Annotated in this window: 20 protein-coding genes; 10 read left to right on the forward strand and 10 right to left on the reverse strand. The window is 67.3% G+C overall.

The annotated features are described in order from the left end of the window. Positions 1–75 precede the first annotated feature (75 nt). The 3 genes from ACIA76_RS26370 to ACIA76_RS26380 form a co-directional block, all read right to left on the reverse strand. Positions 76–1,053 (reverse strand): alpha/beta fold hydrolase, encoded by a 978-nt coding sequence (locus ACIA76_RS26370; RefSeq protein ID WP_397155148.1) that lies wholly within the window; start codon positions 1,051–1,053, stop codon positions 76–78. Beyond that, positions 1,050–2,042, reverse strand: coding sequence for an oxygenase MpaB family protein (locus ACIA76_RS26375; RefSeq protein WP_397155150.1), 993 nt, complete (start codon positions 2,040–2,042; stop codon positions 1,050–1,052). Before ACIA76_RS26375 ends, ACIA76_RS26370 begins: the two co-directional genes overlap by 4 nt. 166 nt (positions 2,043–2,208) lie before the next feature. Next, positions 2,209–2,418 carry a hypothetical protein gene (locus ACIA76_RS26380; protein WP_397155152.1) on the reverse strand — a complete coding sequence of 70 codons (210 nt, stop codon included), beginning with the start codon at positions 2,416–2,418 and terminating at the stop codon, positions 2,209–2,211. A gap of 245 nt (positions 2,419–2,663) precedes the next feature. Here ACIA76_RS26380 and ACIA76_RS26385 point away from each other — a divergent pair, with 245 nt between their 5' ends. After that, positions 2,664–3,863 (forward strand): FAD-dependent oxidoreductase, encoded by a 1,200-nt coding sequence (locus ACIA76_RS26385; protein WP_397155154.1) that lies wholly within the window; start codon positions 2,664–2,666, stop codon positions 3,861–3,863. 113 nt (positions 3,864–3,976) lie between these two features. Continuing rightward, positions 3,977–5,113 carry an asparaginase gene (locus ACIA76_RS26390; RefSeq protein ID WP_397155156.1) on the forward strand — a complete coding sequence of 379 codons (1,137 nt, stop codon included), beginning with the start codon at positions 3,977–3,979 and terminating at the stop codon, positions 5,111–5,113. Positions 5,114–5,116: 3 nt separating this feature from the next. On the opposite strand, the gene ACIA76_RS26395 is transcribed toward ACIA76_RS26390, so the two are convergent. Next, the gene (locus ACIA76_RS26395; RefSeq protein WP_397155157.1) at positions 5,117–5,539 is read right to left on the reverse strand and encodes a hypothetical protein; all 423 of its coding nucleotides are present in this window, start codon (positions 5,537–5,539) and stop codon (positions 5,117–5,119) included. Positions 5,540–5,635: 96 nt separating this feature from the next. On the opposite strand from ACIA76_RS26395, the gene ACIA76_RS26400 reads away from it, so the two are divergent. Continuing rightward, positions 5,636–6,562, forward strand: coding sequence for an inositol monophosphatase family protein (locus ACIA76_RS26400; protein ID WP_397155159.1), 927 nt, complete (start codon positions 5,636–5,638; stop codon positions 6,560–6,562). 9 nt (positions 6,563–6,571) lie between these two features. Here the strand turns inward: ACIA76_RS26400 and ACIA76_RS26405 are convergent, their stop codons facing one another. From ACIA76_RS26405 to ACIA76_RS26425, 5 genes are read right to left on the reverse strand one after another with little or no spacing between them, the layout of a single operon-like run. Then, on the reverse strand, positions 6,572–7,906 hold the full coding sequence (locus tag ACIA76_RS26405; RefSeq protein WP_397155161.1) for a phytoene desaturase family protein: 1,335 nt from the start codon (positions 7,904–7,906) through the stop codon (positions 6,572–6,574). Continuing rightward, positions 7,893–10,274, reverse strand: coding sequence for an MMPL family transporter (locus tag ACIA76_RS26410; protein ID WP_397155163.1), 2,382 nt, complete (start codon positions 10,272–10,274; stop codon positions 7,893–7,895). Before ACIA76_RS26410 ends, ACIA76_RS26405 begins: the two co-directional genes overlap by 14 nt. Then, a complete protein-coding gene (locus tag ACIA76_RS26415) occupies positions 10,271–10,549 on the reverse strand; it encodes an acyl carrier protein (RefSeq protein ID WP_397155165.1) in 279 nt (92 codons plus the stop codon). Before ACIA76_RS26415 ends, ACIA76_RS26410 begins: the two co-directional genes overlap by 4 nt. Positions 10,550–10,582: 33 nt before the next feature. Continuing rightward, entirely contained in the window at positions 10,583–13,060 is a 2,478-nt protein-coding gene (locus tag ACIA76_RS26420; protein ID WP_397155167.1) for an aminotransferase class III-fold pyridoxal phosphate-dependent enzyme, read from the reverse strand. Next, complete coding sequence (locus ACIA76_RS26425) at positions 13,057–15,393, reverse strand: hypothetical protein (protein ID WP_397155169.1); 2,337 nt, start codon at positions 15,391–15,393, stop codon at positions 13,057–13,059. The genes ACIA76_RS26420 and ACIA76_RS26425 overlap by 4 nt, the downstream gene beginning before the upstream one ends. A 585-nt stretch (positions 15,394–15,978) precedes the next feature. Here ACIA76_RS26425 and ACIA76_RS26430 point away from each other — a divergent pair. The 7 genes from ACIA76_RS26430 (at position 15,979) to ACIA76_RS26460 (ending at position 22,834) form a co-directional block, all read left to right on the forward strand. Further along, the gene (locus tag ACIA76_RS26430) at positions 15,979–16,251 is read left to right on the forward strand and encodes an acyl carrier protein (protein ID WP_397155170.1); all 273 of its coding nucleotides are present in this window, start codon (positions 15,979–15,981) and stop codon (positions 16,249–16,251) included. Next, positions 16,248–17,249, forward strand: coding sequence for an acyl-CoA desaturase (locus tag ACIA76_RS26435; RefSeq protein ID WP_397155172.1), 1,002 nt, complete (start codon positions 16,248–16,250; stop codon positions 17,247–17,249). The genes ACIA76_RS26430 and ACIA76_RS26435 overlap by 4 nt, the downstream gene beginning before the upstream one ends. Then, complete coding sequence (locus ACIA76_RS26440; protein WP_397155173.1) at positions 17,246–18,898, forward strand: AMP-binding protein; 1,653 nt, start codon at positions 17,246–17,248, stop codon at positions 18,896–18,898. The genes ACIA76_RS26435 and ACIA76_RS26440 overlap by 4 nt, the downstream gene beginning before the upstream one ends. A 100-nt stretch (positions 18,899–18,998) precedes the next feature. Continuing rightward, complete coding sequence (locus tag ACIA76_RS26445) at positions 18,999–20,006, forward strand: SDR family oxidoreductase (RefSeq protein ID WP_397155174.1); 1,008 nt, start codon at positions 18,999–19,001, stop codon at positions 20,004–20,006. Position 20,007: 1 nt separating this feature from the next. Beyond that, on the forward strand, positions 20,008–20,946 hold the full coding sequence (locus ACIA76_RS26450; RefSeq protein WP_397155176.1) for an SDR family NAD(P)-dependent oxidoreductase: 939 nt from the start codon (positions 20,008–20,010) through the stop codon (positions 20,944–20,946). Beyond that, entirely contained in the window at positions 20,943–21,815 is an 873-nt protein-coding gene (locus tag ACIA76_RS26455; RefSeq protein WP_397155178.1) for a class I SAM-dependent methyltransferase, read from the forward strand. Before ACIA76_RS26450 ends, ACIA76_RS26455 begins: the two co-directional genes overlap by 4 nt. Before the next feature lie 20 nt (positions 21,816–21,835). After that, positions 21,836–22,834 carry a 3-oxoacyl-ACP synthase III family protein gene (locus tag ACIA76_RS26460; protein ID WP_397155180.1) on the forward strand — a complete coding sequence of 333 codons (999 nt, stop codon included), beginning with the start codon at positions 21,836–21,838 and terminating at the stop codon, positions 22,832–22,834. A gap of 11 nt (positions 22,835–22,845) precedes the next feature. Here the strand turns inward: ACIA76_RS26460 and ACIA76_RS26465 are convergent, their stop codons facing one another. Beyond that, positions 22,846–23,661 (reverse strand): MaoC/PaaZ C-terminal domain-containing protein, encoded by an 816-nt coding sequence (locus tag ACIA76_RS26465; protein WP_397155182.1) that lies wholly within the window; start codon positions 23,659–23,661, stop codon positions 22,846–22,848. Positions 23,662–23,695 lie beyond the last annotated feature (34 nt).

Raw genomic sequence — 23,695 nt, forward strand, 5'->3', positions numbered from 1 at the left:
ACCGGTCGCGCCACGACCTCCTCCGGCGATTCGGGCGACGCCGCTTCCTCCACATCCGGTCAGCACCCGCGCCGCTCAACCGAGCGCACCGGGCCGCGCCGAACCCGAATCTTCTCGGGCGGCCCAGATCTCGCGGGTCAGGAAGTCGGCGATATCGCGCAGGGAGTCGGCGGCCTCACGGAGCAGGCCCGCCTGGGCCTGGGCGCAGTGCCACAGGGTGGTGCTCTCGACGAAGCGGAGTGCGACCCCGGCTTCGCGCATGGCCGTGGCCAATTCGGTGCACGGGTCGTACAGCAGCTCGGTGGTGTTGATGTGGATATAGGTCGGGGGGAGCCCGGCCAGCGTGCCCCAGCGGGGAGCGAAGCGCGGGTCGGCCGGATCGCCCTGGCCCAGATACGCTGCGACGCAGGCCGATCCCCAGGTGCGGTTGATGACCAGATCGCGGTGTCGCTCTGGTATCACATTGGGGTCGGTCCACGGTGAGATGAGTACGAGGGCGGCGGGTTTCGCGTCGTCGCGGGTCAGCAGCTGCTGGGCGGCGGCCAATGCGATGCCGCCACCAGCCGAATCACCGCCCAGGACAATCGAATCGGCGGGATGGCCGTGCTCGTCGGCCAGGGCGCGCAAGGCGGCCAGGGTGTCATCCATTCCGGCCGGATAGGGATGTTCGGGTGCGAGGCGGTAGTCGAGCAGATAGACCGGTCGCCGGGTGTCCCGCGCCAGATACGCGGCCAGGGAGCGATGGGTCCGCATCGAGCCGACGGTGAAGCCGCCGCCGTGCAGATACAGGATCGCCTCGCGGCCCTCGACCGGTCCGGCCGTCACGCGTTCGGCGCGGCGTCCGGCCAATGTCATCGGTTGTACGGCAGTGCCTTTCGGCAGCGGCTGCAACAGTGCGGTCAGATCCAGCAGGCGGCGCTGGGTGGTCCACGGCAATCGGTGGTTGAAGGCGATCCGGTAGACCGGATGCACCGTCGCGCGGACCAGCGGCAGAGGCATCGGCAGGGGCGGCAGCAGGCGGGCGGGGCGGATCCGGCGGTGCGGTGCGGTCATCGGACGGCCTCGGATTCGATGGTGTAGCGCGAATCACCGGCCGAATTCTTGTGCGAGACACGGCCGTAGACCTTCCGCGCCGCCGCGGGGGTCGTGATGTCCGCGCGATGCGGGCGAGTCGCCAGGAAATGCTGGCGGACGATGCGACCGGAAATCGGGGCGGCGATCCGCACGGCGGTCCAGGTGGCGCGGTGTGAGGCCGCCACCGTGCGCAGAACGGTCCGGAAGAGCGGGATACTCGCCGCGTCCACCAGGGCGGACTGATCCAATCCGGTCAGCTGCCGAATCCATGTCGGCATGGTCGCCAGCGTGGCGGGCGTACCGATCCGGCTGACCGCGGCGATCTTCAGATCGGCGTACGGGCCGGAGGTGTAGAACTGCTGGCGCATACCGGAAATGGCATGGTCGGACACGCACAGGCGTGGCCGCAGCTCGGTGTAGTACTCGCGGACGCCGTCCCGCGAACTCGGGACGTCGGCGGGCTTACAGGTGAACAGCTCCGCGGCGATCGCGCATTGGGCCCAATACTGCTGTTCGGCGGCGGGTTCCAGGGGTCCCGGCCCGAACACTTCGTAGCACTTCAACACCGAATGCCAGGTGCAGACGTGGGTATAGAGCTGCGCCTCAGGGCTGTTGGCGTGATAGCGCTGGCCGCTGATCGGCTCGACGCCCTTCACATGGGTGTGGATCTTCATGATGAAGTCGGAGGTCTCCAGCGCCGTCCGGCTGTCCCCGAAGATTCCGCTCAGCACGAAGGAGAGCGTGATGTCGTAGAAATGCGCCGGGCGTTGATATATGGCCTGCGCGTCCTCGTGCGCGGCCGCGAAGAACGGATTCAGGAACTGTAAGGATATCGCCCGCTGCAGGCCGAGCAACATCGCCGGATGTGACCAGACCTGCCATGAAACCGAATTCGGCCCGAAGAATCCATAGTCTTCTCTGCGTAACGTCGCGGCCAATCGAGCATCCGTCAGAATGTTACCGGCCATCGATCGCTCCTCTAGGTATTCGCAACGATACTGCGTGAATCGGATTGCAGTATTGCACCTCACCCTGAAAGCGCTCTGAATCAACGACATTCGCGGTCGGGCGTACTGCTCGACCGGCGAGGAGTGGCCTCCGGTCGAGCGTCGACCGGAGGCCGGATCGTCTCGGTCAGGTCGTCCGATCGGCCGCGGTGTCGGGGAACCGCCGATGCAGCCGGTCGATATAGCCGCAGACCGTGGACAATTCGGCCTCGAGGCGACGTCGCGCCCCCGGCGTGTGGTTGTGCCCGAATGTCATCTCACGTGCCAGAGCATGCGCTCGGGCGGTGAGGACCCGGAGGAAGACTCGGGCCTGGGCCTGGTCGGGATCGTCGAGCATATGCTGCCCACCACCTCATCTTTTGCCACCCATCGTCGTCCGATTCGGTCTCAGCGATGATCACTCTCGGTCACAATGTCGTTTCGGCTGGCGATCAGGCGTCACGATCGCGGCTGCGATAGAGTGCCTCTGGACGTCGAAACTCACGGCCCGGTCGGTAGTCCGGGCGGCGCATCGCGCTCGTACACACGATTCATGCGTGTCCTGAACGTCCCTTTCTTAGTCGAACCTGGAGAGGGATGAGCATGACCGAATCGAATCTGCGCGTCATCGTGATCGGTGCGGGGCTGGGCGGACTGGCTCTGGCCCAGGGTCTTCGCCGCGACAACATCGACGTCGCCGTCTACGAACGAGACGAGTCGCCCACATCGCGCCGACAGGGGTATCGGCTGCGACTCAACCCAGAGGGGCTCACCGCCCTGGAGGATCTGCTCCCGCCGCGACTGAATCAGGTGGTGTGGGCGACCTGTTCGATGCCGCGGCCGAGCCTCATATTCGATGCCGGGCTCGATCCGCTGCCCACCACAGACCCTGGTCGCGGGGCCGGCAACGACCGAAACGTGGTGGTCAACCGGTTGACGCTGCGGCAGATCCTGCTCGACGGACTCGACGACAATGTCCGCTTCGGCTGCGAATGCCTCGGCTACCGGACCAACGCCGACGGTACCGTGACCGCGCTCTTCCGCGACGGCTCGCAGGCCACAGGTGATGTCCTGGTCGGCGCCGACGGAGTGAATTCGGCGGTGCGCCAACAGTATCTGCCGCATGCGCGGGTCATGGACACCGGCGTGCGCATCGTCTACGGTCGTTTCCCGCTCACCCCGGACATCGCCGCACGGATTCCCGAGCACCTGTTCACGCTCTACACCGGCGTCTCGGGCCCGGACCGCCAACACATCGGCATCGCTCCGGTGCAGTTGCGCCGGCCGTTCGAGCATACGGTCGCGCGACTGGCCCCCGGGCTGCGGCTGACCGATACCGAGGACTACATGATGTGCCTGTTCGCCGCCCGAGCCGAACTACTGCCTCGCACCGACGCCGAACTGCGTGACGCCACCGGATATCAACTGCGAGAGATGGTTTCGACCATGGTCGGCGACTGGCACCCGATGGTCGGCTCGATCGTCGACATGTGGACACCCGCGACCGTCTTTCCGCTCGTCCTGCGATCCAGCGTGCCCATCGGACCGTGGCCGACCACCGCCGTCACCCTCCTCGGCGACGCCATCCACGCGATGAGCCCCGCCGTCGGCATCGGCGCGAATATCGCGCTGCGCGACGCCCACCTCCTCGCCACCCAACTCGGCAAGATCGCCCGTGGCGCGGATCGCGTTGCGGCAGTGCGTGATTACGAAACCGCGATGATCGAATACGGCTTCGATGCGGTGCGCACCTCCGCGGTGTACGGCGAGCAGCGGATGGGGCAGCACCCGCTCGTGTTGTGACAGTGCCACCTCGTCGTCAGTCGAGGAAGTGCTCGAGCTCCGCGCGTGAGCTCGCCGAACTCGCCGGTGTCGGCCTGTCGAACTCGCCGACCGTCCTGGCATAGGCTGCCGGGGTGTCGCATTCTGAAACAGGCCGTCGCGTAGTCGTTTTCGGGCTCGGCGGCACCATTGCCATGTCGACCGCCGCCACCGGCGGGGTCGCACCGGCGCTGTCGGCGGCGGAGCTCGTGGCGGCGGTGCCGGGGCTCGCCGCGAGCGGGATCGATGTCGAGGTCGTGGATTTCCGGCAGCTGCCGGGGGCGGGGCTGACCTTCTCCGATGTCCTGGCGCTGGCCGAGGCGATCGGCGAATACGGCGGGGGCGCCGACGGTTTCGTCGTCACTCAGGGCACCGACACGATCGAGGAGACCGCCTATCTGCTGGACCTGATCCATGCGGGTCCGCAACCGGTCGTGGTCACCGGAGCCATGCGCAATCCGACGCAGGCGGGGGCCGACGGGCCCGCGAATCTCCTTGCCGCCCTGCATGTTGCGGCCGACCCGCAGGCACGCGGGCAGGGCTGCATGGTCGTATTCAACGACGAGATCCATGCCGCACGGCGGGTCCGCAAGACCCACACGACCAGCACCGCCGCGTTCCGTTCACTCGACGGCGGCCCACTGGGCTCTGTGGTGGAAGACGAACCACGCTTTCACAATCGGATCGTCCACCGCACCGTCGTACCCGGCACCTCCGCGGGCGCGCAGCGTGTTCCGATTCTCACGGTCGCACTCGGCGAGGACGAGACCCTGCTGAACACGATCGCCGACCACATCGACGGACTCGTCGTCGCGGCATTCGGCGCGGGCCATGTCCCGGCCGCCATGGTCCCGGCGCTCGAGCGCCTCGCCGCCCGGATCCCCGTCGTCCTGGCGTCGCGGACCGGTGCGGGGCCGGTGCTCGAATCGACCTACGGATTCCCGGGCTCCGAACGCGATCTGCTGTCGCGCGGCCTGATCCCGTGCGGGTATCTGCACCCGCTCAAGGCCCGCATCCTGTTGTCGGCACTGCTCGCCAGCGGCTGCGATCGCGCCACGCTGACCGCCGCGATCGCCGCGGCCGGGGGGCACCGGGGACCCGAAACCTGGCCCTGGCCAGTGGATCAGCCCTACCGGATGCAGATCGGCGTGCCCGAAATGGAGCCGCCACCACACGAGAAGACGAGGTCAGCGACCGCAGGACCGATGACCCGTCACAGCCCTGAAGGCTGAAGATCAAGCTGAGACAACCTGACCGCCAACGGCGCGGTCGAAACCCTCGATGCGATCGGCAACCTGCGCACTGCCGAGGCTCGCGGCGCGGGCCCGCTGATCACCACCTACATCCCGGGTCACCCCGGCGAACGGGAAAAGGCCGGGATCACCGACATCGACACGGGCAATATCCGCTATGCCGCTGATCGGACACTTTGTCGACCTGGACGACGCCTCGTTCTTCCCACCGCCGGAACCGAACCCACCATCGTCATCTGCGACTTCGAGGTAAAACACGCCAACGTCATCGGATACCTCGCCCGCCAGATCCGAGCGCGATACACCGGTGCCGAACTCTACTTCGCCGTCTTCGGAGCCATGACGAAAGGCCGTGACCTCAGCGTCGCCAGCTTCGACGATCTCACCGGTGCGAAGATCATGCATGCCGCTGAGTTCGAAGCCGTCTTCATTGCCGCGACCATGAGCCCACCCGGAATCGAACCCCCGCTCGAGTTGCGCTAACCCGAAAGGGCCTCACCCGTGACCAATCCCAGCGCCATCCCCGAACTCGCCCAGCATATCGCCAGCACGGTTCGGCAAGCCATGGACGAAATTCGGCCTCGACTCGTCGAGGCCGCGCTCACCGGCGATCGCGGCGAGAACGAGAATCTCCGCCACAGCGACAACTTCCTGTCCGAATACGACCTCTGGATGCACCGGCGGTACAAAGAACTCCTCGGCCATCATCTGCCCTCCTTCGTCTACGCATCCGAGGAAGCCGACCCCGAGGTCATCGGCAGCGACCCCGATCCCGATCTCTGCGTTCTCGTCGACCCCCTCGATACCAGCGAGCTGGCCGTGCGGGGTCTGTACGGATACACCCACGTCATGGTCTACTCACGCCGACAAGCCCGACCCATCACCGCCGTCGTCGGAGACATCTTCCATCACTTCCAGCTTTACCTCGCCGCCCAGGACCACGACGGAACCGATCGCGCATTCCTGATCACAAGGGACGGACGCGAACACGTCCTCGACCGACCATCTCAGGCACGTCTGTCCGAGGCGCTGGTGACGAACTACCTCATGCGGCCCGAACAACGGTTCCACCCCCTCGCAGTACAACGCGACTTCTTCACAGCGCTCAGCGCGAAATCCGTAGATGGCAGAGCCAGGGGCCGCATCGGGCTCGATTTCGGATCCGTCGGACTCTGCCACGTCGCTGCTGGGTTTTCTGACGCGATGATCGAGTTCGCCAAAGGCTTCGCGATCTGGGATCTCTCCCCGGGGCGCTATATTCTGCGAGCCGCAGGCGGTGAAGTGGTCGACTTGCACGGCGCGCCTTTGACTCTCGATGACAATCTGACGTCATTGGCAGACATCAAGGACGCAATGAGTAAGCGCCAGAAGTTCATAGCCGCAGGGAATGTCCACCTTGCCAGGGAGATTCAGAAACTGTTGCGGTGACGCACCTGCTCAGTGCCGACCGGGAACAGGGATATCACGCAGTACCGAATCCACTACCGCGCGGGAGGTCTTGGCCACCGATTCCATACCGCCGTCGCCGAAATCCTTTACCCCGTCGCCCACATTCCACAGGTTGGCGATCGGGGTGGCCGGACGCAGATCGGTGCCGGGCGAGGCGTGCTGGGCCGGCCAGTCGTCCCGGTTCACCTTCACCGAAAGCACTCGGGCGGTGTCGAATCCGGGCACCGCCTCGCGGAGATCCTCGAGCAGTAGCTGCGATTCCCGCTCGCTGTCGAAATCGCCGCCCGCGGGCAGGCCCCAGCCGAGATACAGATGCCATCCGGGCGGAGCCATCTCCGGGCAGGTGGCGGTGAAGTTCATCAGTTCGAGCAGTCTGCTGTTGCGGGTCGGGCCGAAGGTCATGGCGCCGAAGCGGCCCAGCGAGGTCGGCATGGCGAAGTTGACCGCCATCAGCGCGGCGGGCCGGACGGTTTTGACCGCTTGTAGATAGGACTGCGGAAAGTGTTGTTCGCCAACGAGTTCGACCGTCGCGCGCGGACCCGCATCGCTGATCGCGGCGAGACAGTCGATCTCGGTCTCGGCGCCGTCCGCGGTCAGCACCGCACCGACGACGTGGCCGTCCTCGATCCGCAATCGGCGCACCTCGGTCGAAGTCCGCAACCGCCCACCGAATTCGGTGAAACGGTCGAGCAGCATTCGCGAGAGCCCGATACTGCCCTCGGGATGGAATCCGAACTTGCGCAGGCCGGTGTTGTGCGCGAAGAAGGTGAAGACGGCCGCCGCGGGCAACTCGTCGGTCTCGGTGACGAAGAACGACGCCAGGGGATTTCGCAGCATGGCGTGGATCCATCGATTCTTGGTGAACCGGCTCAGCCACTGCTCGAAGGTCACCTCCTCCACCGCCACGCCGCGCTTGGCGGCCATGCGGGGGAGCCGGTCGAGGCTCACGCGGCAGATCCAGCGGAAGGTGCCGTTGGCCCAGCCGCCGATCACCGGGGTGAGATCGATATTCATGCGGCCCAGGCGCAGGACGACGGCCGGGCGCGGCACCCGGATGCCGCGGCCGGTGGCCGGGTCGGCGCCGTAGGGCACGCCGACGGTCCGGCACACCTGTTCCAGCGTGCCGCCGAATTCGAAGGCCGCGGCCCCGGTGTTGACCAGGAATCCGTCGATCGGTTCGGTCGAGGCGCGCCCGCCCACCCGATTCAGCCGTTCGGTCAACAGGACTCGATAGCCCTGCTGGGCGAGCAGGGTCGCGGCGCAGACGCCGCCGATCCCCGCACCGACCACCAGCACATCGCAGCGGTCATCATTCGTGTACATCCGTGCCTCCCAAGACCGGGACGGTGTCGGCCGGGCGCACCGAGCGCGACGGCCACCAATTCCATCTGCCCATCAGCTTCATCGCCGCGGGCACGATGACGACTCGGACCAGCGTCGCGTCGAGTGCGACCGCGACGGCGAGCCCGATTCCCATCTGCTGCATCAGCATGTTCCCGGCCAGGCCGAACGCGCCGAAGACGACGATCATGAGGATGGCGGCGCCGGTGATGAGCGGTGCGGTGCGGGCCATACCCCGCGCGACGGCGAGCCGATTGTCGCCGCTCGCGCGATACTCCTCGCGCACCCGGCTCAGCAGGAACACCTCGTAATCGGTGCTCAGGCCGACGATCATCGCGAGGATCAGCGGCGGCACGAACGACACCAGATATCCGGCATGGTCGAACGCCCCACCGTTCCATCCGTACTGGAACAGCATCACCAGCACGCCGAAGGTCGCACCGACCGACAGCACGTTCATCGCAATGGCTTTCAGCGGCAGGAATACCGAGCGGAACGACAGCAGCAGCACGACGTACACCGCGACCAGCATCAGTGCGATCACCAGCGGCAGGCTGTGGGAGATCACCCGGTTCACATCCTGTGAGCGCGCGGCGATGCCGCCCACCTCCGCGGTGAGCGGCGAGGGCAACTGATGGGTCCGATCCTCGATCCGGTTCAGCAACCGGGTCGTCGAGGGATCGGCCGGATCGTGCGCGGGAATGACCTCGACCACGAAGCGGTGCGCGTCGGCGGGCACGAAGTAGCGCACGCCCTGCTGCGCGTCGGCGGGCAGCCGGTCGAAGGCCGCGGGCGCGAGCGCGGCGAACGGATTCGCGGGCGAAACCTGTTGCAGCACAGTCATCGCCGAGTTCACCGCCTGCACATCAGGCAGCGTGCCGACATCGTGGACGAAACGGGTCAGCTCATCGGCCACGGCCGGATCGGTGACCGGGGCCGGGCTCTGGACCACCACCTGGACCGGCAGCGCGGCGCTGGGACCGAATTCGTCGGCGATGTACTGAGATCCGATCCGCACCGGCGACGACGCGGGCAGCACGCGCAGATCCGGCAGCGACAGGGTCATACTCAGCGCCGGAATCGCCAGCAGGATCAGCACCACGGCCCCCGCGGCGAGGAATGTCACCGGTCGCCGCATGACCGCCAGCGCGGCCCGATACCAGCGATGGCCGGTCAATGCGGTGTCGTCGGCGGTCTCCGCGCCGCCGATGCGGCCGGGCAGCCGCACCGCGCCGGTATTGATCCGGTGACCGAGTAGATGCAGCAGCACCGGGGTGAGCAGGCTCGATACCAGCACCGCGATCGCCACCACCAGCGCGGCGCCCGCGGCCATCGAGACGATCGCGTTGAGCGGCACCACGAACAGCGCGGCCGCCGCGACGATGATCGTCACCCCGGACGCGATGACCGTATGTCCCGCGGTGGCCACCGTGCGCGCGACCGCCGAACCCACGTCCCGCCCGGCGGCGAGTTCCTCCTTGAACCGTTTGATCGTGATGAGCGAATAGTCCACGCCGACACCGAGGCCGAACATCAGCACGACGTTCTGGACGAAGATGGACAGCTCGACATGCCGCGCGACGACACCGAGAATGCCCAGCGCGAACACCACATTGGTCAGCGTGGTCGCCAGCGCCGCGAGCATGGCGACCACGCTGCGGAACAGCAACAGCAGCACGAGCGCGACCAGCGGCAGGGCGATCGCCTCCGCGCGGACCAGGCTCAGCACCGAATCCTCGTTGATCGCACCCTGGAAGATCTGCACATTCACCAGCGCCACATCCAGGCCCTGGGAGTCGAAGCGGGCATTGAGATCCTTCTCGATGCCGGGCAGATCCTTGGTCGCCTCGTCGTCGGACAGCCCCGAACCGACGGAGGTCACCACCGTCGCGCGATCCTTGCCCAGGAAGGTGCCCCGGGCCAGCGGCGACAGCGTGCTCCAGCCGAAGCTGCTCGTCACGCGCAGCCGCGGATCCGACCGCACCTGATCGAAGACCTCGCGGGTGCGCTGATCGAAGGCGGGGGAGGCGGCGGTGTTATCGCGGTCGTGGACCACCAGCGCAGCGGAGGTGGCCCCGCGTCCGACCAGGCCCTGCGACAGCAGATCCCGCACCGCCACGGTGCCCGAACCGGCGACGTCCCAGCCGCCCGCCTGCAGCGATCCGGTGAGCGAGACGGCGCTGATCCCCCCGGCGACCAGGAGCACCACCCACACCGCGACGAGTCGCCACCGATTGCGCGCGGCGAAACCCGAAACGGCCGCGGCCCAACCGGATCCGTCGGCCGGGGGCGGTGGGTCCGAATCCTCGGGCCGATGCTCCGCGGGCGCGGTGTCCGGACGGCTCGTCATGGGGCGGTTCCGGGGGCGGTCGCACTCTGGGTGGTCGCCAGTTCGCGCACCATATCGATGACATCACCGATGGTGCGCACCCCGCCCAGCTGTTCGCGTTCGACGGTGCGGCCCAGTTCCGCCTCGAGCAGCTCGATCAGGTCGACGAAGTCGATGGAATCCATACCGAGATCGTCGCGCAGATCGATCTTCTCGTCGTCCAGTTCGTCGGTCGACATACTCAAAGTGTCGCTGAGCATCCGGATGACCCGCTGACGAATGAGGTTGCGATCCAAGACTTCCTCCTAGGATTCGGGCGTGTCGCACGATCAGCGACCCAGCCGGGGTTGCACGGTGGCGCAGACCTCGCCGGTGGCCGCGACGAAGCGATCGATATCGGCCTCGGTCACCACCAGCGGCGGTTGGATGCGCATCACCTGATTGGTATTGGCGGTGATGAAGGTCAGGATGCGGTGGTCGGCGCCGAGCGCGGAGACGAATCGCATGCACAGCAGATCGGTCAGCGCCTGTTCCATCGCCGCGCCCGCTTGGCGCAGGCTGGCGCTCACCACATCGGGCAGCGTGTCGGCCAGCTCGTGCAGGCCGCCGGGCAGGCGGGTCAGCGCCTCGCCGACCGCGGCGCCGGTCGCGCCGGTGAAGTAGCCCGGCTCGAAGGCGATCGCGTTCATCAGGCCCACGCCGCGGGTCTCGGCGATGAAATCGTAGGGTGCGCAGACCTGCGACAGCCCGGCCCGCAAGCGCTTGCCGAGCCGATCGGCGCGCGCCGGAAGTTCCTCTCCCACAATCACATCCAGTGTCGCCAGCGCCACGGCGGCGGCGAAGTTGCCACCGCCGAAGGTGGAGGTGTGGGCGATCGAGCGGGTGGGGGAGGCGTAGGCGGCGTCCCAGATCGCGGCCGTGGTCAGGGTGGCGCCGATCGGAACCAGCCCGCCCGACAGCGATTTGGCCAGGCACAGCACATCCGGCTCGACCAGCTGCGATTCACAGGCGAACATCGTGCCCGTGCGGCCGAGCCCGGTCTGGATCTCGTCGACGATGAACAGCGCGCCCGCCTCGCGGCAGATCCGCGCGGCGGCGGCGAGGTAGCCCTGCGGGGCGATGACGACGCCGCCCTCGCCCTGGATCGGTTCGACGATGAAGGCGGCCGCGCCCGTGACCGCGGCGCGCAACGCCTCCTCGTCGCCGTAGGGGACCTGGATGCAGTCGGGCAGCAGCGGATGGAACTGCGCCCGATGCGATTCGCGGCCGGTGACCGAGAGCGCGCCCAGCGTCTTGCCGTGGAAGCTGTTGTCCGCATAGATGATTCGGGTCCGACCGGTGGCCGCGCGGGCCATCTTCAGCGCGGCCTCCACGGCCTCGGTGCCCGAATTGCTGAAGAAGACCCGCTCCATCGCGCCGGGCGCCAGGTGGCACAGTCGTTCGGCGAGTTCGCCGGTGCGCGCGGGCACCGAGGTGTACTGCACGAAGGTCGGTTGCCCGCCGGTCAGGAATCCGCGCGCGGCGCGGGTGACCGTCGGATGGTTGTGGCCGACGTTGAGGCAGCCGTATCCGGCCACGAAGTCGAGGTATTCGGTGCCGTCAGCGGTGGTCAGAACGGCGCCGCGGCCGCCGACGAACACCCGGTCGATCCCGTGCACGGTATACATCTGCCCGACGCGCGGATTCACGTACTTCGCGAATCTCGTCCGGGCCAGGGTGCTTTCGTCCATACCGCCGCCGCGTATCCGGCCGCGGACGGCGGCGAATGCGGCCAGGCGTCCGGCGGGCAGCGGCCTGCCCAGGCTGGCCGGCGGCGCGACCCGGAAGCCGTGCCGGGCGGCGAGCGCCCCGATCTCGCCGACCCGCTCGGTATCGAGTGTCCTTCCGAGAGAATAGTTTTCGGCGCGCTGCTCCAGTCCCAGCACGATGGTCTCGGCGAGGCAGCCGTTGAGCTGTTCGGTGAGACCGAACGCGGATCCGAGTATCGCACCCGCCCCCGACATCAGGCCGCCGTCGAGGATCAGCACATCGTCGCGGGGCCGCTCGGCGCGGACCACATCCCGCGGCAGTGCGACATCGATCACGACCGTGCCCGGTCGCAACGCCGATTCCTCGATGATGCCCCCGGTGGAGGAGGCCGACAGCACGACGGTGCTGCGGGACAGACATTCGGAGATCTGATCGACGATGCTGATCCGATCGCGGTGCCGCTGTGGGAATTCCGCGAGCAGCAGTAGCGGATCGACCCGGCCCTTGCGGCAGGTCAGCAGGACCGTCGCGCCATCTTCGAGCAGCAGTGCGGCCAACGCGCTGGCGATGGCACCGGGGGCGCCGATCACGCCGATGGGTACCTCCTCGATCCGCTCGCCCAGGGCGTCGAGTACCTCGTGCACCAGGCGGTGCGCGGCGTACACGGTCAGGGAGTTGCCGCTGGTGACCGGGATGTCGACCTGTTCGGCGATGCGCAGGCCGCGGTTGCCGATGATCGAGGTGGCCCCGCCGAGCCCGACCAGTTCGGCCCCGCCCGCCTGCAGCGCGCGCACCTGATCCACCACATAGGACACCGAATCGGAGACCCGGCCGAGCAGATCCTGTGCGGTATAGGGGATATAGCGCACCTCACCGGAACAGGTAGCGCCCGTCGGCGAGACGACCTGCCCGAACGACGGGACCGGAAGATACTGTGCCGCCGATCCGCCCGACCCGCGCCCGGCACGTCCGGCGACGGTCGCGGTGAGCAGGCTCGCGGCCCGAATCATGTTCTGCTGTTCCACCGAGACCGGATGGACCAGAAATCCGAACTTCACCGTGACCTCCCACTCGGCAGTACGCCTGCCAATGACAATGCGCGGCTGGACAATTCGTCGCGCTGCCAGCTGAACGCCGACAACATGCTCAGCCCGTCGCCCTCGTTGTTGTGGCCCAGGACCACGCTGTACAGATCGATGCCGTGCGGCCGGGTCAGCCGCGCGAGGTCGATATCGTCGAATGCCAGCACCCGGCGGTGGCGCACGGTGAGCGGGCCGACGGTCCGATCCCAGTCGTCGTCGAGATGGCTGACCACGCTGGTCTGGGTGCCGATCGCGGACAGCCGATGACTCTCGCGATAGGTGCGGATCACCGAATGACCGCCGTTGACGAACCGGAAGATGCTCAGGTTGTGCGGGAACGGCGAGCCGTCGACGACGATCTGCTGGATCAGCGTCGGCACGATATCCGGTGTCAATGCGGCCGAGCCGTCGCCGATGAAGGCCAGCACGTTGGTGTCGCGCCGGGTGATCACGCCGGGTAGCGCCTGCAGCGCGTCGCCCATCAATGCCCGGCCGAACCAGCCCGAATAGCCGACGCGGGTGCGCGGCAGATTGCAGGTGGCCGACAGGCCCGCCCGGCCGACGTCGTAGACGCCGAGGTAGTCGTAGCCGTCCTCCTCGATGAGCCGGACCAGTTCGGTGCGGAATCGACGGACGAAGTAGTTGATCGTCATCGGCCGAATCGGCAGCAGCCCGATGACATCCGAGCGCGAATCGGTGGTGGCGTCGATGGCCCCCTGGCGCAGCGCGAGCACCGCCGGGTCCACATCGAGCCGGTCGAGCAGCGCGCGCAGCACCTTCTCCGGGTCTCCGGTGACGACGATGCCCGCGAACGGCGCTCGATCGCGGTCGTCGGACACGATCTGGGCCGGGGCGATCCGGCGCAGCGCCGGTTCGGAGAACGGGGTGTCGATCTCGGCGATCGGTGTGTCGACGAACAGCAGGGCCTGTTCGTCGGCCGGGCGCACCCGGCCGTCGGAGTAGAGGTATTCGTAGACCCGCGCGGAGTAGCCGTACAGGCTCATCGTGCCGAGGAACTCCCGCACCGCGACGCCCTGGCGATAGGCGGCGACCGAACCGGGCCGGGCGAGTGAATCGGTAAGCGCCACACCGGCGTTGGCGGCGAGGGTGTAGACGAGTTCGCGCCCGGTGTCGGTCAGTTCGGCGGGCTGGCACAGCAGCCGTTTGGGCGCGGAGTTGATCAGGTCCACGAGATCCTCGAACGCGGTCGGACGCACCTCGATCGGGGGCGGCGGCGCGGCGGGGAGAATCTCGATCGGATCCAGTTCGCCCGCGACCTGGAGCACATCGCGCGAGGCGATGATCAGCAGCGGGCCTCGGCCCGCGCGATAGTGCGCGAACGCCTCGGCCAGCCCGCGCGGGATATCGGCGGCCACGGCAATGTGCACGAGCGCGATTCCCTTGGCCCGCAACGCCTCTCGCGAGTCCTCGTGGCGGTGGATGGTGCCCTGGAACGGATACCACTGTCCGGGCCGGGAATCGGCGCAGACGATGAAGCCCGCCGCGGCGACGCGGCACAGATTGGCCAGCGTGCCGCGGAATTCGTCGTGCATACCGCTGGTGGTGACGATGAGATACGGCGCACGGTCCAGCGACCAGCGGGCCAGCGCGGCGCAGGCCAGGCTGTGTTCGCTCGGGCCGCGCACGACCGGATTGCCCTGCCGCCGCGCGTGTTCGCCGAGATCGTCGATGAACGAGGCGACGACCGAGCCGGTGTAGTAATGCAGCCCCCAGTCGTTGCCCGCCGCCTCGTCGAGGAAATCCGCGAGCGCGCCGGCCAGGGCGCTGCGGCCCAGGTCGGGGCGGAATCTGTTGGTGCGGTGCGCGTGGATCGAATCGACCACCGCGCAGGCGATATCGGCGGTGACGACCCAGTCTTCATCGGGCCGCCAGCGCGGGGTGAAGTGTTCCAGCGAGACGAACGGGTCGACATCGGGATCGGTGTAGATCTGCACGGTGGTCGGGGAGGGCTCGAACTCGATCGAATCGGGCAGCGCGGCGGCCAGTTCGGCGATCCGCCGCTCGAGTGTGGCCGGATCGGTGACCCGGTAACGGTATTCGTGGTGGTCGACAATGAGCAGGGTGAGCACCGACCCGGCCGGACAGCCCGCCTGGGCCACCGCGTCCGGGACACGTTCGAGTGAGGGCGCCTCGACCAGGCGCAGGGCGTCGTCGGGAGTGGCCAGGGCGAGAAAGCGCCGTGCCCGCGCCAATACTTGGCGATACTCGTCGCGATCGGGTACGGCGGATGCCGACAAATCGGTCACTGCGCGCACGGCAGCCGCCGCCACGATATTGTTATCGGTCACAACAATGATCAGTCGGGTTGGAGGTTCGGTTCCTGTCGGCAATAGTGCCTCCCCGAAATGTGGTCGTGCAGTGATTCTTCCGCCCCACCTCGTACGAGTGAACCAGCCGGATCGCGGCGGCGTCAACACCGGTCGCCACCTGATCGCGGACGATCTTCGACTATCAGTAATATGCCGAATGAAACGTACCGGATAACCAAGTCATCCAGACCCCTGAACAAGGGGCATCGGCTCGCTGTATTCGTATTGAGCAACCAATGAGAGACGCATCGGCGTCGACGTGAAACGGGTGTGCACACTGCAAACGCACGCGGACGGCAACAATGCGGAAACCCGGCCATGAAGATCACCGTTTTAACGCAAGGCCCCAGAACTGTCCAGCGTTGACACGTTACTCGCCGTAGCAGTAACGTCACACAAGTCCGACGTCACATTGCTCGGGGGAAGATCAATCGCGGATATCTGATTCCAGATTGCCCCTACCAATTCGGGGCACTCCATTAGTCCGCGCTCGAAGACAGCGTAGTCAACCGATCCTCCGAGTCATCTCGACGCGCGTTACCAGCACGAAAGAGGAGCTGATCAGTGATTACTCTGGAAGAGGTCGAGACCAAGATCAAGCAGAAGCTGAAAGGCAATTTCCCGACCGGCCTGGTGCTCACCGAGCAGACTCCCCTGGAGGATTTGGGCTTGTCCAGCCTGCAGACCGCGGAGATCGTCTTCGAGATCGAGGAGGACTACGAGATCGAGTTCGATCCGGCGCAGGCGGCGGACGTCAAGACGCTGGGCGCCCTGGTCGCACTCGCGAACGAGATACTCGCCGAGAAGTTCCCCTCGGAAGAGGAGGTGCCGCGATGAACGGCCGCGAGCATTACATCTATATTCTCGTCGCCTCTCTCCTTCCGTTCGCCGGAGTCGTCGCGGCCGTCGTGCTGCTGTGGAATTCACTGGTCGGACCCTCTGATATCGCGGTATTCGTGATCATGAGCGTGATCGCCGGACTGGGTGTCTCCATCGGTTACCATCGGCTCCTCGCGCACCGCGCGTTCAAGACCTATCGTCCCATCAAGATCTTCCTTGTTACTGCGGGCGCAATGGCGGGTCAGGGGCCGCCGCTGATCTGGGTCGCCCATCATCGCCGGCACCATCGCGTCGCCGATAAGCCGGGCGATCCGCATTCGCCGTATTTCGACGATCAGGCCGGGCCGCGCGGCGTGCTGAAGGGTTTGTGGCATTCGCATCTGGGCTGGCTGTTCGACAAGCATCTCACCTCCGATCCGGTGCGGTATTGCCCCGACCTCTGTCGCGATGCCGATATCCGTTTCCTGTCCATTCGTTTCCTGCCGGTAGTACTGGCCGGTCTGCTTTTACCGGGACTGCTCGGGCTCGCACTCACCGGTACGCTCGCGGGTTTTCTCACCGGAATCCTCTGGGGCGGGCTGGTGCGGATGTTCATCGGAAATCACGTGACCTATTCCGTCAATTCCATCGGCCATTACTTCGGCGGGCGGCGTTTCGATACCGCGGACGAATCCCGCAACGTGGCCTGGCTGTCGATCCCGTCGTTCGGCGAGTCCTGGCACAACAACCACCACGCCTTCCCACGGTCGGCGCGGCACGGAATGCGTTGGTGGGAACTGGATCTCAGCGCGATCACCATCTACTCCCTGGAGAAGACGCATCTGGCCTGGGACGTGATCCGCATCGATCCGGCCAAGCTGCGGATGCGGGCCGACGGGCTCACCCGGGTCGGTAGCGGCCGCGCGGCGCCGCATCAGCCGCTGCGTCCCCTCGCCGAACGCGGACAGGCGAGCACCAAGGACAGGGGTCCGATCGATGTAGCGGACGTCGAATGACTCTGTGGCAGCGATTGATCGCCGACGCACGGGGATTCGACTCGTGTGCCCGGTTCTGGGTCGATGGCGATTACACCTCGATGACCTGGGGTGAGCTGATCGACGAGGCGCAGCGAACGGCCCCGGCGCTGCGCCGGCTCGGGGTCGGACCGGGCACCCGGATCGCGGCCGTGCTGGCCAACGGCCCGGGCGCGGCCCGGGCCCTGACGGCGGGCTGGATATGCGGCGCCGCCGTGGCCTCGCTGCCGGTGCGGGTGGCCGGAACCGATGCGGCGGGCTACGCCGAACAGTTGCGCGGCATCTGCGAGCACCTCGAACCCGTTGTGCTGCTTGCCGATTCGGCCACCCTGGCGGCATTGCCGCAGCCGGTGCACCCCACCGTCGCGGCGCATTCGTTCGAATCGCTGTCCTCCGACGGGAGCGCCGCCGAGCCGACTCCGCCCGGCGAGGACGAGGTGGCGTTCATCCAATACTCCTCGGGCAGCACCGGCACACCCAAGGGGTGCATGCTGACGCCGCGGGCGATCGCTGCCCAGCTCGATATGCTCGCGCATCTCACCGCGGCCGAACCGGGCGAGATCGGGGTCACCTGGCTGCCGTGGTCGCACGATATGGGTCTGTTCGGCGGACTGCTGAGCGGTTGGTGGAACGACGTCACGACGTATTACTCGACGCCGCAACGGTTTCTGATGTCCCCCCGCACCTGGTTCGAGGATATCGCCCGCTACGGCGCGCATTACACGGCGGGCAGCCCGACGGCCCTGCAGGTCGCGGCGCGCGTGACCGCGCTGCGCGTCAAGGAGCTGCCCGGGTCGCTGGATCAGTTGAAGGCGGCCATCATCGGCGCCGAACGGGTGCACTGGGAGGTCCTCGAGGACGCCATCGCCAACCTCGGCCGATTCGGGCTGCGCCGCCGGGCCCTGATGCCCGCCTACGGCCTGGCCGAGGGCACCCTGGCGGTCACCGCGACGCCGATATCCGAGGAGCCGCGTTTCCTCGCGATGGATTCGGTGGCCCTGGCCGCCGGTCTGCTGCGCCGGGTCGATCCGGACGATCCCGGTGCGACGAAGGTCGTCAGCGCCGGTCCGGTCTGCACGGGGATGACGTTGATCGAACCCGAACCCGGCGGGGATCGGTTGGCGCCCATCAGGTTTCGCTCGGTCTCGCTGGCGACCGGATACTACGGCGACGCCACGCGCACCGCGGAGCATTTCAGCGACGGCGTGCTCGACACCGGCGATCTCGGTTTCGTCGTCGACGGTCACCTCTATCCGGTGGGCCGCAGCGACGACATGATCTCCGTCGGCGGCCGCAATGTGTATCTGCGCGAGGTCGAGAAGGCCATCGAGGCGGCGAACGATCTGCGGTTGGGCTGTTCGACGCTGATCGATACGCGGCTACCCGGCCGGTCCCGGCTGACGCTGCTGCTCGAGACCGGCGCCCGGGTGAATCACGAGGCGGTGGCGCGCCGCGCCGCGACAGCGGCGATGTCGACCGGGGCGTTGCTGCTCGAGGAATGTGTCTTCCTGCGCCGCAACGCGTTACCGCGAACGCCGAGCGGGAAGGTGCAGCGGCACCGCTGCCGTCAGCTGCTCGCCGAGGGGGGATTCGCGCCCGTCGCGACGATACAGCTCGCCGAGTCCCTATGAAGGCGAGCGAGTCCATTCGACAGTGGTGGGGGAGTTCAGAGGAAGCGGTGAGGCAGGCCATATGAAAGTTGGCTCAGCACAACGGAAACGACACATTCTGGTGACCGGTCCATCCGGGGTGATCGGACGCGCGCTGGTCTCCGAGCTGTCCCGCCATCACGTCACCGGACTGGTCCACGCCGATACCGAACTGCCCGATGTCGACGAGGTGGTGCACGGCGATCTGTCCCGGCCGTGGCTGGGCCTGACCGAATCCGGTTGGCACGAATTGGCCGAACGTACGGACGTGGTCGTGCATTCGGGCGCATTGACCACCTGGGGCCAGGACCGGGCCCGCTATCAGGACATCAACATCGACGGCACCGCACGGGTCGTCGAATTCGCCCGCCGGGCCGGTGCGCCCGTGCACTATCTGAGCACCTGTTTCGTGCACGGCATCGAACGCACCGGACTGGCCGGGGTCGCCGAGGACAACGTGGTCCGCCCCTATGTCTGGTCCAAACTCGAGGCGGAGCGGTTACTCGCCGCGAGCGGGGTGCCGTATTCGATCTTCCGGCCCACCAATCTGGTCGGCGACTCCCGGACCGGGGCGAGCAGCAAACGCCAGATCGTGCAGGTGATGTCGGAATTCATCTGCCGCGGCAAGGCGCCCTACCTGCCCGCGCATCCCACCAACCGGCTCGATTTCGTCCCCCTCGACGTCACCGTCGACGCGGTCGTGCGGGCCGTCGAGGCGGATGATCTGCGCGGACAGATCTATTGGCTCACCTATGGCGGCGACGCCATGACCGTTCCCGAGGGCCGGGAGATCCTCACCGAACACGCCGAATCACTGGGGCGGGACCTGGGGGAGCTGCGCATCGTCGATCCGCGGCGACCGCTGCCCGTTCCGCTGGCCGAACTGCATCCGCTGAGCCGGTCGTTCATCAAGGTGCTGATCGACGTGAGCGAGATGACCTTCGAGGCGGGCGGCGTCCTGCCCAGCTCGAAAACCGAACTGGGACAGCGCCTCGGCCTGGACTTCCCCGATGACCGCGCCGCCTATCGCAACAGCCTGAAGTACTGGGCCGACGAATCCGCGTCCCCGACCTCGACGAGAAGGACCTGATATGGCGACGAGTGGAAGCTGGCAACCACCGGACCTGTCCGGCCGCGTCGCCCTGGTGACCGGCGCGAGCCGCGGCGTCGGACTCGGTGTCGCACTCGCCCTGGGCGAGTGCGGCGCGACGGTGTACGTCACCGGGCGCAGCACCCGCGCCGGCGGCAGCACCGAGGGGATTCCGGGCACCGTCGAGGAGACCGCCGAACTCCTCAGCGCGCGCGGCGGTAAGGGCATCGCGGTGCGGTGCGATCACACCGACGATGCCGACAACGCCGCGCTGTTCGAAATACTCTCCGCCACTGGACGATTGGATCTGCTGGTCAACAATGCGTGGGCCGGTTACGAGCGGTTCAGCGAGGAGGCGCCCTTCCATGCGCCGTTCTGGAAACAACCGCTGTGGCGTTACGACCTGTTCGCCGGATCGCTGCGCGGGCAGTACGCGGTCAGCAGGCTCGCGGCGCCGCTGTTGATGGCGGCCCCGGCCGGGCTCATCGTGAACGTGTCGTTCACCGACGGTGAGGTGTACCTCGGCCAGATGCCCTATGACATCTGCAAATACGCCTCGGATCGGATGGTCGTGGGCATGGCCTACGATCTGCGCAAGACCGACGTCGTCGCGGTGGCGCTGCATCCGGGATTCGTGCGCACCGAACGAGTCGCGGGCGCATGGGAATTGGTCGGCGAGGGCCCCGCCCAGATCGCGCATTCGCCCGAATACGTCGGCCGAGCGGTCGCGGCGCTGAGCGCCGATCCGGAGCTGGCGGCCTATTCCGGTGCCCGGCTGGCCGTCGGCGAGCTGGCCGACAAGTACGGCTTCGACGACGTCGACGGACGACGCCCGCCACCGTTCCGGCTGGAGGGCACCATCACCCTGGCCGCACGCATGGAACGGCTCGGGCGCATCGCCCGCACCGGCCCGGCACCGTCCCGCGGGGGCATGAAATGACCACCGACGCAGGCTATCTCGGGGCCTCGGCCGCAGCCATCCAACATCACTACGACGCGGGCAACGAGTTCTACCGGCTCTGGCTCGACCCCACCATGACCTACTCCTGCGCGCTGTGGGAGGGCGAGGGCGACACCCTCGAACGCGCGCAGCAACGCAAACACGACTATCTGGCCGTCGGCGCGGACGCGGTCGGCGTCGAACGCGTGCTCGATGTCGGATTCGGTTGGGGCGCCATGGTTCGGCGGCTGCTCGACACCCACGGGGTGGAGCATGTGACGGGGCTGACGCTGAGCGCGGCGCAGCTGGCCACCACCACCGCCTGGGCCGACGAGCGCTGCGATCTGCGGCTGGAGAACTGGACCGATCATCGCCCCGCACAGCCCTACGACGCGATCGTCTCCATCGGCGCGATGGAACATTTCGCCGCTCCCGGGATGAGCCGGGAACGCAAGATCGAGGCGTATCGGCAGTTCTTCACCAGCTGCCGGGAATGGCTGCTCGACGGCGGCCGGCTCGGGCTGCAGACCATCGTGCGCGGCCACAACACCGACGCCGACTGGTCGATCCAGCGCGAGATGATCTGGCTCAACCGCTGGATCTTCCCCGAATCCGAAGTGCCCTGGCTGGCCGAGGTATTCGCCGCCGGCGAGGGGCTGATGGATGTGGTGTCGGTCCGCAACGACGCCGCGCACTACGCCATGACCTGCGGGGTCTGGTTGGACCAGCTGCGCGCGAACCGGGCGGCGGCGGTGGCGCTGGTGGGCGCGGAGACCGTCGAGCGCTACGAGCGCTATCTGAAGGTGTCGATCCAGGTGTTCCGCCGCCGCCACGCCGGTCTCGCGCGAATCATCTTCCAACGCTGTTAGATTCGAGAACGGACGACGATATGCCCACCGGCATCAGAGATTTCGGCAGCTATCTGCCCGGCCCGCCCGTCCCGGCGACCTTCTTCTTCACCGAGGCGGAGCTGGCGAGCCCGATCGCCAGCAATCCGCTGTTCAAGACGCCCACCACCCGCCATCATGTTCGCGACGAACGCGCCGCCGAGATGATCGCCGCCGCGGCCGGGCCGATGTTCGCCCGGCTCGGCATCGAACCGGCCGGTGCGGTGGATCTGCTGATCACCAATGTCATGCTGCCCGATCATCCGATCACCGGTTCGGGCGCGGAGGCCAGCCAGTTACTGGGCTGTAGTCCGCAGTGGATCACCGATCTGCACAACGGCGGCTGCGCCTCGTTCGGGTACATGCTGAAGATCGTCGATACGATGATCACCGCCGGGGCGGTGCGCACCGCGCTGCTGTGCAATGTGCAAAACGGTGCGGGACAGTTCTTCTCGCAACCGAAGGTGCGCAAGAGCCCGTACGCATCGGTGGCCGGGGACGGCTGCGGCGTCGCCTACGTCAGCGCGACCGACGGTGCGCCGCTGCTGGGGGCCAGCGTGCTCCATGCACCCGAATACGCCCGCGATCTCGGCCTGACCGGAACCAGGAAGTACTGGGAGCCGGGCACCGAGGAGTTGATGGTGAGCTTCCCGCACGAGAAACTCGGCGATATCATCGCGCGCGGCAACCGGCTGGTGCCCGAGGCGGTGACCGATGTGTGCAAGCAGATCGGGGTGGCCACCGAGGATATCGACGTGCTGATCACCAATCAGCCGAACAAGATGTTCCTGCAGAACTGGCGCCGAGCCCTCGGCGTGCCCGAGGAGCGGCATCTGGACTCCTATGAGGAGTTCGGGAACCTGTACACCGCCGGGGTGCCGGTGACCTTCGAACGCGCGCTGCGCTCCGGCGCGGTCACCGACGGCGATCTGGTCGTCGTCGCCGGATTCGCGCACGCCGGCGATATGGCCTCCGCGGCCGCGATCCGGTGGCGCGGATGATCCGAGCCGAGTCAGTCGCCCGGTCGGTCGAGCGTGAAGTAGGTGTCGCGCAACACCTGTCGCCCGTGCTGCTCCACCGACACGGTCAACTGCGCCGGGTCGGAGGTCCGGTGCACCCGCACCCGCAGCGCGGCCCCCGGAACGACCGGACGGGCGAAACGCACTCGGGAGCCGACGAATCGCTGATCCGCGTCCGGTCCCCCGGCCTCGGCCAGCACGCGTTCGGCGGCCGCCCACACGATCGCGTAGGTCGCCATGCCGTGCAGGACCACACCGGGAAGTCCGACGCTGCGGGCGAATTCGGGATCGAGATGGATGGGATTGTGATCCCCGCTGGCGTCGGCATAGCGGGCGGGCAGCTCATCGGGCAGCTCGATCTCGCGCTCGCCGATCGCCTCGCCCCGCTCGGGCCGGGTCAGGCGCGGCGAACCGCGTTGCACCCGTGGCTGTTCGGGCAGCAGCACCGTCGCGGTGCCGACCGTCGGCCCGGCGTGCACCTCGAGCATCAGCGCGGGCGCCGGTCCGATATCGAAGACCTCGGCGATGCGGGCGCGGATGTCGAGCGTCTCGCCGGTGCGCGGCGCGGCGCCGATCCGCACGGTCTGGGTGATGTGGATCAGGGCCTGCACCGATGCGTCGAGATGACGACCGCGCAGCTCTTCCATCGCCGGGCCCGCCAGCGCGCCGATCGCGAAAAGCGGTGGGACGCCACCGTTGCGGTCGACGGCCAGTTCATCCTGCAGGGTCGCCGCGGCATAGGCGCGCACCCGCTCGGCGTCGACCGTGGTCGTGGTCTCGACGTAAGGAGTCGGCGTAACGATATCCACTCTTGCCACCCTGCCAGATTGTCCGATGTGTCCC

Origin of the sequence: Nocardia sp. NPDC051570, assembly GCF_044454005.1 — a bacterium.
Taxonomy (GTDB): Bacteria; Actinomycetota; Actinomycetes; order Mycobacteriales; family Mycobacteriaceae; genus Nocardia.

Bases quoted from the DNA above. Each gene is read 5' to 3' on its own strand.
- ACIA76_RS26380 (WP_397155152.1), bottom strand. From the start codon at position 2,418: ATGCTCGACGATCCCGACCAGGCCCAGGCCCGAGTCTTCCTCCGGGTC.
- ACIA76_RS26385 (WP_397155154.1), top strand. From the start codon at position 2,664: ATGACCGAATCGAATCTGCGCGTCATCGTGATCGGTGCGGGGCTGGGC.
- ACIA76_RS26375 (WP_397155150.1), bottom strand. From the start codon at position 2,042: ATGGCCGGTAACATTCTGACGGATGCTCGATTGGCCGCGACGTTACGC.
- ACIA76_RS26395 (WP_397155157.1), bottom strand. From the start codon at position 5,539: ATGCATGATCTTCGCACCGGTGAGATCGTCGAAGCTGGCGACGCTGAG.
- ACIA76_RS26370 (WP_397155148.1), bottom strand. From the start codon at position 1,053: ATGACCGCACCGCACCGCCGGATCCGCCCCGCCCGCCTGCTGCCGCCC.
- ACIA76_RS26455 (WP_397155178.1), top strand. From the start codon at position 20,943: ATGACCACCGACGCAGGCTATCTCGGGGCCTCGGCCGCAGCCATCCAA.
- ACIA76_RS26410 (WP_397155163.1), bottom strand. From the start codon at position 10,274: ATGACGAGCCGTCCGGACACCGCGCCCGCGGAGCATCGGCCCGAGGAT.
- ACIA76_RS26405 (WP_397155161.1), bottom strand. From the start codon at position 7,906: ATGTACACGAATGATGACCGCTGCGATGTGCTGGTGGTCGGTGCGGGG.
- ACIA76_RS26460 (WP_397155180.1), top strand. From the start codon at position 21,836: ATGCCCACCGGCATCAGAGATTTCGGCAGCTATCTGCCCGGCCCGCCC.
- ACIA76_RS26450 (WP_397155176.1), top strand. From the start codon at position 20,008: ATGGCGACGAGTGGAAGCTGGCAACCACCGGACCTGTCCGGCCGCGTC.
- ACIA76_RS26440 (WP_397155173.1), top strand. From the start codon at position 17,246: ATGACTCTGTGGCAGCGATTGATCGCCGACGCACGGGGATTCGACTCG.
- ACIA76_RS26435 (WP_397155172.1), top strand. From the start codon at position 16,248: ATGAACGGCCGCGAGCATTACATCTATATTCTCGTCGCCTCTCTCCTT.